The sequence below is a fragment of the Elusimicrobiota bacterium genome (genome assembly GCA_026388155.1).
GTDB lineage: Bacteria > Elusimicrobiota > Elusimicrobia > Elusimicrobiales > UBA9959 > UBA9634.
Window position 1 is genome coordinate 63,111 of record JAPLKI010000018.1, and the last position, 12,880, is coordinate 75,990.

The following is a 12,880-nucleotide window of genomic DNA, read 5'->3' on the forward strand; positions in this document are numbered from 1 at the left end:
ATTTCCGTATTTCTAGAATAGTATTATATCATTGGAAAATCGTTATTTTACGAAGTAATTTTTTATAAGTTATATAATTTAATCTATGGAATTTCAGACCCTTGAAACACAAGAAGTTGTTCGAATCCATGAATTACTCGTAGACGAGTTTGCAAACACACCTAATCCCATATTTCCCCCAGGAGTAAAAGACATGAACATGTTGTCCTCCGCAGTGTCCAGGCAACATGCGGGGTTTGGGGCTTTTGATAAATACTCAACCCCTACTCGAAATGCGGCCACGTTAACTTTTGGCATATGCTGCAATCACCCTTTTCATAACGGCAATAAACGAACTGCATTAGTGTCATTATTAGCACATTTGGAGAAAAATAGACTTACGATTCGAGGCACATCACACAAAGAATTGGAGGCCATGATAATTAACATTGCCACACATTCATTAATCAACACTCTGCATCCTAAACAACAGACCCAGTGTCGCTCCGCATCTTCCCAAGACACCGAGGTTGCCGCAATAGACATGTACTTAAAAGAGCGTGTGGATACTGTTAAACGTGGGGAGCGACCTATCACATATAGGCGCCTTGAAGAAATTTTAAAGAAACATGGTTATGGCCTGAAAAACCAGGATGGAAGGCATATCGATATAATTAAGTTTGAAACACACCAAAAGCTTTTTAGCAAAAAGATCGAAACGACCGAACATAAAATTGGAAGTATTTCTTTCCAAGGGACCACCGCCACTGTAAGCCCCCATACAATAAAACAGACAAGAAGGTTTTGTGGATTAAGAGAAGAAGATGGTCACGATAGTACCTCTTTCTACGACGATGAAGCTGTAATTGATAGTTTTATTAACACTTACCGAAAAATTCTACATAGACTAGCGAACAAATAATCCGCCTAGTCCTGCACACAGACCAAATCGCGCTAAAATACGTAAAGTATTAGTAAAGTTAATCGTAAAGCTACCTCCAGTAAAACGGAGAATAGGCAGGCCGGAAAAAGGTACCAGGTACCTTTTTGAGATTGGGCGGGGAAATCACATATTTATGGGCATAAATTAACTCGATAGGATAAAGGGGGCAGGTCTTGACTTGTGACCTTTATTGAAAAGAAGCGGGAATATTTAAGCCGCCGGGGAGAGTCCCGGCGGTTTTGTTTTGGTAGAATGAAGGTATATAGATACTGACAAGTATAGGGGGAAGGGACGTAGATGGATTAATGACTGTTTAGGCAAACGAATACGTTCCTCCGTGTCCACTAATACCGATGAAGGCAATCATTGTTCAGCTCGATAAATTTTATCTGCAAATATGTTCGCTTCTGGAGAAAGAATGCGAACTCATCTCCAAACGTTCTAAATATTTCGACGCGAAACTGGAAATTAGGACTGGGCTCGTTCAACTAGAATCCGGACTGTTAATCCCCAGTAAATTTGTGTCACATCGTGTTCTATATGAGACATATGAGCATATGTTTCTGAAAACATTTATAGGCTTGATAAAAGCTACGGTCAAACATAAGACTGAAAGATTTCTGCCTTTTGCTTATAGGACGATATTTGAGTTGGGGTTAAAGAGAGCTGATGTCCTTTTTTCTAATGAAACTTCGGCGACTGATAAAAAACGAGTAAAACTTTTGTCGATGCTGGTTGATTACGCCTCACTATCAGAGGCTGAATATCACCAACAATTTAAAAAGCTATACGCCGAAGAGAAAGATTGCTTAACAACTATAGAAAGGAAATTGTATGACCAAATAGCGAATTCAAAATTGAGAGACTCCATTTTGATAAAAAAAATAAGGCAAGAATACACGAAATATCTTTCATCCCTCCAAGCCAAAATAACGCCGATAGATTTTGGTGGATATAACTCTGAGGTGGCCATATATAGTGGGTATTCTCACATGTTGCATGGAAATCTCCTTTTTATTCAAGATCTTGTGGAGAGGGAAATATCTTGGCGCAATGAATTTATGATGTATGGGATACTGATTCACTCAAGTCAAAACCTGGCTACACGGGTTGCAGAACATTTAGGTGATAATGACTTGCAGTTAGAAATCAATACTATGAGGGCTGATCTTAAGGGGTTTTGGCCTAAAGTAGGGGCTGCTTGGGTAATGGGGGTTAAGGAAAATAGAGGAAAATAGGGACAGTACCCTATTATTTTAGCGGGGTTGGGTCAGGAGTCTTGACTTTTGACCTTTACAAAGGGTAAAGGGTGACCTTCCCCCTGGAAATTGGACCAGTTTAGAGAGGGAAGGTTTAGTGCGGACTTGCGATAACGGCTCTTATGTTTCCTACAAAGCAAACACGATGAGAATCCTTCTGATAAACCCGCCGCATTCCTTTTCACGGTATAATCCGCTGGCCGGCGCCGGCATGGCCCTGCCGCCGCTGGGACTGCTCTACATAGCGGCATATCTTAGAAAAGAGCTGCCGGAGGCCGAACTTAAAGTCATAGACTGTCCCGCCCTGAAGCTGAGCGCGGAAGATTTTGAGGCCGAGGTAAAAGCTTTCAGGCCGGACTTGGCCGGTGTAACGGTCTACACGGGAACTTTCACCAGCTCCGCCAACGCGGCGGCCGCGATAAAGAAAATTTTCCCGCATTGTTTCGTGGCGGCCGGCGGGCCCCATGCCACGGCAAGGCCGGCCCAGTGCCTGGAGAAGGAAGGCTTTGACGCAGTTATAGCGGGCGAAGGGGAGCGGGCTTTTGCCGAACTGGCCGTAAGGCTTGCAAAAGGTCTCGGCCCGGACGGCATTGGCGGCCTGGTCCTAAAAAAAAGGAGCGGCTCGGGCGAAACCGCTGCCAGATATGCTCCCCTTGACCTGGACACACTCCCGATGCCCGCAAGGGACCTGGTGGACCTGAAATTATACAGGCCCGCTATCTTCGGCTACAAACGGTTCCCCGTCACCAGCATGGTCACTTCCCGGGGCTGTCCCTTTACGTGCGGCTTCTGCTCCAAAAGCGTCTTCGGGGACCAATACAGGGCCCAGTCCCCGGAGAGAACCCTTGGGGAAATACTGTGGCTGATAAAAGATTACGGGATACGGGAGATAAGTTTCCAGGACGACACTTTCACTCTTGACAGGGAGCGCGTTATGAAACTGTGCGCCCTGATAAAAGAGAACGGGCTGAACCTGACCTGGTCCTGCATGACCAGGGTGGACCTGGTGGACGGCGAACTGCTGAAAAAAATGAGAGAGATCGGCTGCGTTTCCATAGCTTTCGGCATAGACGGGGCGAGCGATGGGGCCTGCGGGCTTATGGGGAAGGGCTTTAAGATGAGCCGGGCGCGCGAGGCCGTTCTGGCCGCCAGGAACACGGGGATAGAGACCCGAGGCTATTACGTGTTCGGCTACCCCGGGGAGACGCCGGTTTCCATGAAAGCGGCGCTGAAAAACATCATGGAGATAGACACCGACCATGTCTTTTTCGCCTTCGCGCACCCCTTTTTCGACACCCGGCTTTACGCCGAAGCCAAAGAGAGGGATTTGCTTCTGGCCGGAGACGACGAGCTTTGCGACAGCTACGACAATACCCAGCCCCTGATAAAAGTGCGGGGGGCTGAAAGCTCGGACCTGCTCAAGTTCTGCAGGCGGGCCTACCTCAGATATTATCTCAGGCCTTCGCGTTTGTTTAATATAATTACCTCGGTAAGAAGCGCCGGAGATCTCGCCGGCAGGCTTAAGGCCCTGGGGAATTTACTCAAGAAGCCAGAAGCCAGAAGTCAGTAGCCAGAATGAGATCGCCGAATGGTTCCCTATTCTAACTTCTGACTACTGACTACTGAATTCTGTTTACCAAGCAGTACCGAAATTATGAACATCCTTCTTATTTCGCCCGGATTAAAGAACATGGGCATATATCAGACAAGGGCCCGGGGCTGTATGCCCCCCCTGAACCTGATGTACATAGCCGCTTACCTGCTGAAGAACGGGCATGACGTTAAAATCCTTGACCTCTATGCCGAGCAGCTTTCCGACAGCAAAATAATAAAACAGATAAAAGACTTCAACCCGTCGCTCGTGGGCTTTGCCACCTACACAGCCAACTTCGAGGTGACGGCCAAGCTGGCCGCGCTTGTAAAAAAGAATTTCCCCGGCGTTAAGATAGCGGCGGGCGGCATCCACGCGAGCTATCTGCCGGACGCCTGCCTTAAAACCGGGGCGATAGACTTCGTCGTCGCGGGAGAAGGGGAAGAAACTTTTTTAGAACTGGCCGGTTGCGTTGAAAAGAACGGCGACATTTCCGGCGTCGCCGGGCTCGCTTACCGGCTTGCCGGGGAAACCGTGCGTACCCGGCCCCGGCCCCTTATCGCGGACATAAACTCCATCCCCTGGCCGGCCTATCAGCTTGTGGATTTTAAAAAGTATTACCTGGGCATAACCAGGGCGGTCAGCTCTTCGCGGGCCGCCTCCGTGCTTACCATGCGCGGCTGCCCGTATAAGTGCACGTTCTGCAGCCACCACTACGGCTACGGCGGACGGCTCAGAAAAAGAGCGCCGGCCGACGTTGTAGCCGAGATGAAAAGCCTTTATGATAATTACGGCATAAGGGAATTTCAGTTCGAAGACCCCTCCTTTACCTGCGACCCGGCTCATGTCAGGGAGATCTGCTCCCTGATAAAAAAAGCCGGGCTTAAAATTTACTGGAACTGCAATGTGAGGGCCGACACGGCTACGGACGAGCTTATTAAAGAAATGAGCTGCGCCGGCTGCAGAAGGATGCTGCTTGGCGTGGAATCCGGTTCGCAGGAAATGCTGGACAGGATGAGAAAAGGCATCTCGCTTGACAGCGTGAGGAATACGGTCAGGCTTGCCTCCAAATACAACATCAGGGTCAACGCCGCTTTCATTCTGGGCACTCCGGGTGAAACCCTTGAAACCGCCGAAAAGACCCGCAAATTCGCCAAAGAACTGGACCCGGATTATGCCATGTTCTCGGTCTATGTTCCAAGTGTGGGCGGCGAGCTTTTCGCTACCCTTGTGCGCGAGCACAGGATAGATATTGACCATGTTTACGGCGCCGACTATATAACGGTTTATTCCGAAAGAGAGCCACTGGTGGCAATGAGCGCCGTGCCGGCGGCCGAACTTCTTTCGCTGATGGAAGATTTCACCAGAGGCTTCTACCTGAGGCCCGGCTATATATTAAAAAGATTTTTCTCTCTGACTTCTTTAGGCGAGATACAAAGAGTGCTATGGGGAGTCGCCCTTATATTCAGCCACCAGTTTAAAACCGGGCGGAAAAGTAAAAATGAGAATCGCTGGACATATTGAACGCTTGCGTCTCCTGTACAGGATCTTCATAAGGCCCTCGGCCCCGGGGATCTTCCCGCAATTGGCCAGGTTCGCTTTTAAAAGATACGCCCTGGGGAAACGCGTGCCCATGACCGTGATGATAGCCCCCACTTACCGCTGTCAGTGCGGCTGCGTGCACTGCTCGGCCAGCGAATTTTCCACAGGCGGGACCGAACTCTCCACCGCGGAGATCAAGAGGCTTATTTCCGGCGCGCATAGCCTGGGCGCGCCCAAGATAGGCTTCACCGGCGGCGAGCCGCTCCTCAGGGAAGACCTTCCGGAACTGGTCGCCTGGGCCGGCGGCCTGGGGTTGAGCGTTTCCCTGGACACTAACGGCATTTTGCTCTCCGAAGGCGTTGCGGCCTCGCTGAAAAAGGCCGGCATTTCCAATATAAACGTGAGCCTGGACTCGGCCGAGGCCAGAAGGCACGACCGCCTGCGGAAATATGAGGGCTGTTTCGACGCGGCCCTGAAAGCCGTAAAAAACTGCGCGGCCGCCGGTATCCCCTGTGTCATTTCCACGTATGTAACCGACAAGGCCATAGCCGAAGGCAGGCTGGAAGCCCTCATCAGTACGGCCAGGTCCTTGGGCGCGTCGGGTGTCAGGGTACTTTTCCCCGTTTACGCCGGCAAGCTGGGCGGCAGGAGCAGAAGCCTTCTCTCCGCGGAAAATAAGAAGCTTTTCTTCCGAAAATATCTGGACAGCTCCTTCGTTTATTCCGAAAGTCCGCTTTATGACTTCCTTACCGGCGCGATGGAATGTACCATGCTCAGGAAAATGAGCGTTTATGTCACGGCTTCCGGCGACGTCAAAATGTGTTATATTTCCAAAACTTCCATGGGTAATGTCAGGGAGAACTCGCTGGAAGGGATACTGGAAAAGAACGGCTATTTAAGCCGCGGGCATTCCCCGGACGGGGAATGCGGAACCTGCTGAAAATCTGTCAGCCTTACTCCGCCCGCCGAAATGATCCAATTATAAATTTACGCATGATTAGTTTAGCGTCCCGCGCTTATTTTGGCCGCTTTTTTCCGGCCTAACGAGCGCAGGTCCAGGATGAAGCCTTCGCTGCCCTCATTTTTCCAGGTGAACGCCGCTCTCTCACGCGCATAAAGGTAAAAGGCCGCGGGATCTGTCCCGCCCTTCAGCATCCCGGCAAGATCTTTGTCGGGAGGGAACTCCGAGTTCTTTATTTTCTCAAGGAAAGCGGGCTTATAGTATCTGCGTTCAAAGGCCAGATAATCCGCTCCGTAAAATTCCGACAGCTCCAGCGCGCCAGCCTCCGTTGAGGAGTAAAGCGCAGCCAGGAGCGCCCTTCGTTTGCGCTGCAGTTCATCGCGGTTATTCAGCAGCAGTATCTGCTGGTCCACAAAATCATCCGAGAAAAAGGCCGTTTTTTTAGCGAAAACTGGAATAGTTTCCGCCAGCATGCCTCCGGGGTAGGCCGCTATGACCGCGTCTCCCCGCACGCGCTCCAAATATTCGTAAACGGGCTGATAGGCGCGGCAGGACAATCTCTCATTGAACAAGGGATGCAGGATGATGAAAAGCGCAGCGCATATAGCGGCCAGCGCGGCCGGTTTCAAGTTCTTCCCCGCCGGCCTTGTCAGGGCTTCCGCCGCCAGGAAGACCAGGGCGAGTGGGACTATAAAAGTGGTCTGCCGCGAGGCTGAAATGGGATGGATGAAGTAAAGGACTAGGAAAGCGGCGCCAGCTCCTGTAAGCATCACCGGCACCGCCCTGGGCAGCATGGAAGGGCGTTTTGGGTGGCGCAGAAAACCGTAGGCGCTGATGGCGGCCAGCAGGAACGTGAAGATAGAGTAGAGACTGCCGTGTTCGTTGATATCCAACAGAAAGTTCAGGACTATGTCCAGAGGGTTCAGCGTATTCAGGGGTGAGGACGCCAGTTGGTAAAGTTTGGAGATCTGGAAAGTCCCCGAGTTGAAAACCTGCGCCGCATTTTTGAGCGCCACGCTCCTGCTCAAAATCAGCAGACAGAAAACGGCGCCGGCGGCCAGAGCGCCCAGGTAGCGCGGCAGCAGTCTTTTTTCCCGGAAATAGTCCCTGAAAAATAAAGGCGCGAACGCGGCGGAAGCGGCAAGCATAACAGCCATGGAGGGATAAAAAATGAAGCCCAGAGAGATGAAGACCGGCAACAGCAGGAAGCGGCGTTCTTCCAGCGACAGAGCGAATCCCAGGAAAACCATCAGGCCGTAGCAGCGCGGAACCCCGTAGAAAGTGTCCATGGACAGGAAATACGGCGTGAACAGTATCGCGGCTGTGCCGGCCGCCGCCCGCGCGGGAGAATCTTTAGCCAGGCGCCGCACCAGTCCGGCCGCCGAGACGCACAACAGCACGGAGAGGAACTTCAATCCCAGCGTGCAGGGATCAAGGCGCATGAAGAGGGAAGTTATCCAGACCCATAGCGATTCCGGGTTGAACTGACCGAGATGCGCCCTGTAAAACGCGCTGACAGGATCGTGCGTGAACAGTCCCGGATCCACGAGGGCCTGTATCCAGTACACGCAGGAAATGTCCAGGTAAATAGAATACTTCGGGTCAAAAGACGGGGGGTTCGCGACCAGAACGGCGTAGACGGACAAGGCCGCTGCGAACAAAAGGACCGCGGAAGTTGAAGGCCCTCCCGTTCCCAAATCCTCTTGTCCGGAAAACTTTATTAAAATCGCTTTTAATGTGTTCATGGCAGAAAGCTGTGGCAACCGGTTCCCGCGGCTTTGTTGCCCTGCTCAGCGGATCTCCGGCGCAAAAATATATATGGCTCATTATATATAATCCCGAGCCGGCGGGAACTCCAATGCGCTTTGGCCTTTACGCTTTTGCAACGATTTTGTAAAGTCTAAATACAAATATGACCCGCCTTAGGCTAAAAATCTCACGGGAATCGTCTGACGCCGGAACCTGCCGCTCATGAAAACCCGCGTCGCTCTCATCTGGCCCCGCGGACTTGAGCCGGCATACGCTTTGCCCCTGCCCTACGCCTCCATAGTCGCCAATACCCCCGCTGAACTTTGCGACTTCAGGCTTTTTGATCTGGCGCTGGACCGGCCCGCCCCCGAAAACTTTGCGCGGCGCGTGGCCGAATTCAAACCGGATGTGATAGGCGTTACCGCTTACGGCATGAACTTTTGCCAGGCGCTCGAGGCCGTCAGGGCCGCCAAAAAAGCCGCTCCGGCGGCCGTGGTAGTGGCGGGGGGGGCGCATCCCAGCGCCTGGGCCAAAGGCGTGCTCAAGCATTCCGAAATAGATTTTGTTATAAAGGGCGAAGCTGATCTCGCCTTTGCGGATTTTATAAAGGAACTTGGCTCGCCTTCTCCGGACTGGGGGAAAGTGCCCGGCCTCGCGCGGCGCGAAGGCGGCAAACTTGTCGACCCGCCCGCCGCTTTAGTCGAGAACCTGGATTCCCTCGCTCTGCCCGATTACCATTTTATCCGTTTGGAAGAATACCTGCGCCGGGGCTACCGGCTTTTCAGCGACAACCGCCCCAGCGCGCCGATACAGACCACGCGCGGCTGCCCCGGGGTGTGCGCTTTCTGCGGCGTGGCGGCGGTGAACGGCCGGCGCGTCAGGCGTTTCAGCGCGGCCTATGTGATGCGGTGGATAGAGGCTTTGCACAAAGATTTCGGCATACAGTGGTTCAATATTATAGACGACAACTTTACGCATGACCAGGCGCACGCGCGCGAGTTCTGCGAGGCGGCCCTGCGCCTGAATATTCCGGGACTGCGCTTCGGCGCTCCCAACGGCATCCGCATGCAGAACGGCAATTCGGAGCTGTGGCGGCTTATGAAGAAAGCCGGATGGGAGCATCTGGTGGTGGCCCCGGAGAGCGGTTCGGCCAAAGTGCTGGGCCTGATGGACAAGGGTCTTGTCCCCTCGGAGATAGAACCGATACTTAAGGATATCCGGGCGGCGGGTTTGAGGGCGCGCGGATTTTTTATTATCGGTTATCCAGGGGAAACGCGCGCGGACCTGGCCGCTACGCTGGCCCTTATGAAGCGCGGGCTTTTTGATTATACCGAGCTGCTCTTTTTTCAGCCGATACCCGGCACGGCGGCCTTTGAGCGCCTGGTAGCGGCGGGGGAGATAACCGAAGACTTCCTGCCTTCCAGTTTTTCTTTTGGCGAGCGGGCCTATGTCTCAAAGGATCTGAAAGACGTGAATTTCCCGCTTTTGTTCTTTAAGGTGAAGCTTGCCGAAGCGTTCAAAAACCCCGGTAATTTCCTGCGCCTTCTGCGCCGCACCGACCCTTGGGCCACCATCCGCAAACTCGCGGGCCTCGCCCTCAACCTGCTGCGCTTTTCTCTGTCCAATAAAAAATAGTCCACGCTGGGTATGCCTTCAGCCTTAAGCCCTCAGCCTTAAAGAGATTTAAACAGATCCGCCCAGTGTGAGCGGAAGGCGGGGTCATTGAGGGGGCAGTCTTCGGTGCCTTTGAATTCCCTGTACAAGGGAGAGGCCCACATGCGTTTTACTATCTTCAGCAGGCTTTCCTTCCGGATATTTCCGAACGGCGCCGGGAAATAAGTGCAGGGCACTACGTCACCGGTCGCGGTAATATCCACTTTCCAACGGTCAAAAGAAGAACAGACAAAAGGGGCGTCCGGGCTGTCCACCTGCCCTAGTACCCAGTGAACCTTGCCGGGCGTAAGCAAAGCGCGCAAAATTTTGCGGTCTTCGGCGGTGAGCACTTTGTCAGCTTTAGAGTCCCAGCGGCCGGCTCTCATCGGCGAAAGAATGCGCAGGCGCGCGCCAAACCTGGCCGCTATCTCCGCCATTTTTGCCGCCCTGCCGTCCCACAGACGGTCCTTAGTGGCGCAGAAAGAAATATCCACCGGCACGCCCAGCTTTATGAGTTGCCGCGCCGCGGCGGCCGCGTTTTCCCAGAGGCCGGGAACCCCGCGCTCCCGGTCATGAACTTCCGGCGAAGGGTCGTCCAGGCTTATACCGGCTCTGTTCAGACCCGCCTCCGCCAATTTGGCGGCGGCCGCCCCGTCCAGCAATAAGCCGTTGGTAGTAAGGGTGGCGCGCAAGCCCAGGCCCCGCGTAAAACGGATCATATCCGGCAGGTCTTCGCGCAAAAGAGGTTCCCCGCCGAAGAAGCTCACTTCCCGCGCGCCCAGCCGCGCGGCTTCAGCTATCAGTTTTTTTATTTCTTCGCCGGCCAGCTCCGGCCCGGCTGCGTTTTCCCCGCCTTGCACGGCGCAGCGCGCGCAGGCGCATTGGCAGCGGTTCGTGACTGAAAACATTATAGTTGCGCCGAAAAGCGGCTTAAAAATCCTTATAAAACTTAGGGCCATAGCGCGCGGTCTCGTCATTTGGCGCCGCCTTTTCCGCCGTTCAGCAGTTCACCGTACCGCGCCTGGAACGAAGGAGCGTTGAGAGGGCAGCCGTCAAAGTCTTTTTCCGGGGCGAAAACGTCCGCGTCCCACATCCGCTTGACCGCCGTTGCAAGCGGCTCTTTGCGTATATTGCCGAAGGATCCGGGCAGGTAAGGGCAGCAAAGAATATCGCCGTAGGCGGAGACGTCAAAGGTGCTGTGCAGCAGCGTGTGGCAGCGGAAAGGCGTGCCCGGCCGGTCCAGAAATTCGTAGCCCCAGCAGGCCACGCCGCGGCGCAGGCGCGAGCGCAGCAGGTCCGTTTCTTCTTTAGTAAGAGGTATATCCTCTCGGTCTTTCCAGAGTCCCGCGCGAACGGGCGGCAGCACGCGCAGGCCCGCGCCCAGTTCCACTGCCAGATCCGCCATGCGGTCGAACTCGCCGGAGTTGAGGCTCTCGCGGCTGGCATAATAATTTATAAGGGTGCGTATCCCGGCCGCACGGCAGGTCCGCAGAGCGGAGACGGCCTTGCGCCAGGCTCCCGGCACGCCGCGGAACTTGTCGTGCGAGGCTTCATCCGGGCTGTCCAGGCTCACGCGCACGCTCTCCACTCCGGCGCGGGCAAGCTGCCCGGCCAAGGCTTCATCCAGCAGCAGGCCATTGGTCTCCACCGTGACTTTGAGGCCCAGCCTTGAGCCTTCAGCCACGTGACCGACCACATCCGGGGCCAGCAGGGGCTCGCCTCCGAAAAAATGCACGCCGCTGCCGCCGGCCGCGCGCAGATCGCGCAGTAGTCCGCGCACTTCCTCCGTTGAAAGCTCTTTCTCGCCGTCCTTTTTAAACAGGCCCGCGCCGCAGTGGCGGCAGGAGCACTGGCAGCGGTAGGTAAGCGCCACCAGCGCCGTGGCGCCGAAGAGCGGTTTTATTTTACGGGCCAGCGGGAGGCCGTTCCTGAGAGCTAAATAAAGTAGTCGCACGGCGAGCGGATGTCCCGCGTAAGAGCGCAGAACGCGGCGGAAAGTAGTCACATAGAGGAAATTTCCCGGCGGCGGCATGGGCATGGATCAAAGCTCCGGTTCAGCAGGTTTTGTCGTACGAGCCCTTCAATAAATGGCCGTGGCGTTTTATGAAATCCGGGTCGTTCATTGGGCAGTCGAAATGCCTGGAGCCCTCTTTGAACATTTTGGAGCTCCACATGCGCTTAACTATGGTTTCCAGCGGCTCCTTGCGGATATTTCCGAAGCCGGCCGGCAGGTAGGCGCAGGCCAGCACTTCGCCATAGGCCGAAACGTCGAATTTATTGCCCAGCATGGAGTTGCACCAGAACGGCACGTTCTTGTGCTGGAGAAATTCCGTCTCCCAGCAGACATCGGGGGCCAGCAGGCCGCGCAGCTTTTCTATTTCGGGCTCCGAAAGGCGGACTTCCTCGTTTTCTTTCCAGCGGCCGCTCTGTATGGCGGAAAGGAAGCGTACGCCCACGCCCATTTCCCGGGCCATGGCTACCATCTTCTCAAAATCCCCGCTGGCCAGGTTCTCTTTGGTCGCGTAAAGAGACATGAAACAGGGTATGCCGTGCTTCACGGCCAGGCGCATGCCTTCGGTCGCCTTGCGCCAGCAGCCTTTTATTCCGCGGTGCGCGTCGTGTTCTTCTTCGCGCGGGCTGTCCAGGCTGACGCGGATAAGGTCTATGCCGGCTCCCTTCAGCTTTAGCGCCATCGCCTCGTTAAGAAGCAGGCCATTAGTGTCCACGGTGGCCATCATGCCGCGGGCTTTGGTCCGGGCCACGTATTCTGCCAGGCGCGGCGCCATCAGCGGTTCGCCGCCGAAAAAGTGGATGCAGGCTCCGCCCAGGCGGGCCAGGTCGTCTATAAATTTAAAAATTTCCTCATGGCTCAGTTCGCCTTCGGCCTGCTTCGGGTATTTGCCGGCGCCGCAATGGGGGCAGCTGCACTGGCAGCGGTAGCTGAGCGAGAGTATGGCGGTCACTCCGTAAAGCGGAGTGAATCTGCGGATAAGAGGGAGGGCGCTGCGGAAATAGAAGGCGGTCAAACCGATGAACCAGCGCGTCCCGTAAAAACGCCTGGTGAGGGAGCGCAGCCTGAAAGTGGCCTTGTTTAAAATACCGGAAAGCATTAGGGTATTATATCATAGGGGACATTGGTGTATGCCAAGTAGACAGAAGCCAGAATTCAGTGGTCAGAATAAAGATGTCAGCGACGAGAAAAA

General features: G+C 54.2%; 10 protein-coding genes. 6 read left to right on the forward strand and 4 right to left on the reverse strand.

Going from position 1 to position 12,880, the window contains the following annotated elements; translation table 11 throughout:
* Positions 1-85 precede the first annotated feature (85 nt).
* The 5 genes from NTX59_07945 (at position 86) to NTX59_07965 (ending at position 6,254) form a co-directional block, all read left to right on the forward strand.
* On the forward strand, positions 86-901 hold the full coding sequence (locus NTX59_07945) for a Fic family protein (protein MCX5785606.1): 816 nt from the start codon (positions 86-88) through the stop codon (positions 899-901).
* Between the two features lie 578 nt (positions 902-1,479).
* Positions 1,480-2,160, forward strand: a complete 681-nt coding sequence (locus tag NTX59_07950; GenBank protein ID MCX5785607.1) for a hypothetical protein — start codon at positions 1,480-1,482, stop codon at positions 2,158-2,160.
* A gap of 166 nt (positions 2,161-2,326) precedes the next feature.
* Positions 2,327-3,751, forward strand: a complete 1,425-nt coding sequence (locus NTX59_07955; GenBank protein MCX5785608.1) for a radical SAM protein — start codon at positions 2,327-2,329, stop codon at positions 3,749-3,751.
* Positions 3,752-3,835: 84 nt separating this feature from the next.
* On the forward strand, positions 3,836-5,296 hold the full coding sequence (locus NTX59_07960) for a radical SAM protein (GenBank protein ID MCX5785609.1): 1,461 nt from the start codon (positions 3,836-3,838) through the stop codon (positions 5,294-5,296).
* The gene (locus tag NTX59_07965) at positions 5,274-6,254 is read left to right on the forward strand and encodes a radical SAM protein (GenBank protein ID MCX5785610.1); all 981 of its coding nucleotides are present in this window, start codon (positions 5,274-5,276) and stop codon (positions 6,252-6,254) included. The genes NTX59_07960 and NTX59_07965 overlap by 23 nt, the downstream gene beginning before the upstream one ends.
* A 62-nt stretch (positions 6,255-6,316) precedes the next feature.
* Here the strand turns inward: NTX59_07965 and NTX59_07970 are convergent, their stop codons facing one another.
* Positions 6,317-8,020 (reverse strand): hypothetical protein, encoded by a 1,704-nt coding sequence (locus NTX59_07970; GenBank protein ID MCX5785611.1) that lies wholly within the window; start codon positions 8,018-8,020, stop codon positions 6,317-6,319.
* A 226-nt stretch (positions 8,021-8,246) separates the two neighbouring features.
* On the opposite strand from NTX59_07970, the gene NTX59_07975 reads away from it, so the two are divergent.
* On the forward strand, positions 8,247-9,659 hold the full coding sequence (locus NTX59_07975; protein MCX5785612.1) for a radical SAM protein: 1,413 nt from the start codon (positions 8,247-8,249) through the stop codon (positions 9,657-9,659).
* Positions 9,660-9,697: 38 nt separating this feature from the next.
* Here the strand turns inward: NTX59_07975 and NTX59_07980 are convergent, their stop codons facing one another.
* Genes NTX59_07980 through NTX59_07990 form a run of 3 tightly spaced genes read right to left on the reverse strand, consistent with a single transcriptional unit; the run spans position 9,698 to position 12,787 of the window.
* Positions 9,698-10,654: a radical SAM protein gene (locus tag NTX59_07980; GenBank protein MCX5785613.1), complete on the reverse strand. Its 957-nt coding sequence runs from the start codon at positions 10,652-10,654 to the stop codon at positions 9,698-9,700.
* Positions 10,651-11,715 (reverse strand): radical SAM protein, encoded by a 1,065-nt coding sequence (locus NTX59_07985; GenBank protein MCX5785614.1) that lies wholly within the window; start codon positions 11,713-11,715, stop codon positions 10,651-10,653. The genes NTX59_07980 and NTX59_07985 overlap by 4 nt, the downstream gene beginning before the upstream one ends.
* 16 nt (positions 11,716-11,731) lie before the next feature.
* Positions 11,732-12,787 carry a radical SAM protein gene (locus NTX59_07990; protein MCX5785615.1) on the reverse strand — a complete coding sequence of 352 codons (1,056 nt, stop codon included), beginning with the start codon at positions 12,785-12,787 and terminating at the stop codon, positions 11,732-11,734.
* Between the last annotated feature and the right edge of the window lie 93 nt (positions 12,788-12,880).

Excerpts from the sequence above, each read along its gene's own strand:
- NTX59_07945 (MCX5785606.1), top strand. The coding sequence starts at position 86 with ATGGAATTTCAGACCCTTGAAACACAAGAAGTTGTTCGAATCCATGAA.
- NTX59_07950 (MCX5785607.1), top strand. The coding sequence starts at position 1,480 with ATGTTTCTGAAAACATTTATAGGCTTGATAAAAGCTACGGTCAAACAT.
- NTX59_07970 (MCX5785611.1), bottom strand. The coding sequence starts at position 8,020 with ATGAACACATTAAAAGCGATTTTAATAAAGTTTTCCGGACAAGAGGAT.
- NTX59_07960 (MCX5785609.1), top strand. The coding sequence starts at position 3,836 with ATGAACATCCTTCTTATTTCGCCCGGATTAAAGAACATGGGCATATAT.
- NTX59_07990 (MCX5785615.1), bottom strand. The coding sequence starts at position 12,787 with ATGCTTTCCGGTATTTTAAACAAGGCCACTTTCAGGCTGCGCTCCCTC.
- NTX59_07965 (MCX5785610.1), top strand. The coding sequence starts at position 5,274 with ATGAGAATCGCTGGACATATTGAACGCTTGCGTCTCCTGTACAGGATC.
- NTX59_07980 (MCX5785613.1), bottom strand. The coding sequence starts at position 10,654 with ATGACGAGACCGCGCGCTATGGCCCTAAGTTTTATAAGGATTTTTAAG.
- NTX59_07975 (MCX5785612.1), top strand. The coding sequence starts at position 8,247 with ATGAAAACCCGCGTCGCTCTCATCTGGCCCCGCGGACTTGAGCCGGCA.
- NTX59_07985 (MCX5785614.1), bottom strand. The coding sequence starts at position 11,715 with ATGCCCATGCCGCCGCCGGGAAATTTCCTCTATGTGACTACTTTCCGC.
- NTX59_07955 (MCX5785608.1), top strand. The coding sequence starts at position 2,327 with ATGAGAATCCTTCTGATAAACCCGCCGCATTCCTTTTCACGGTATAAT.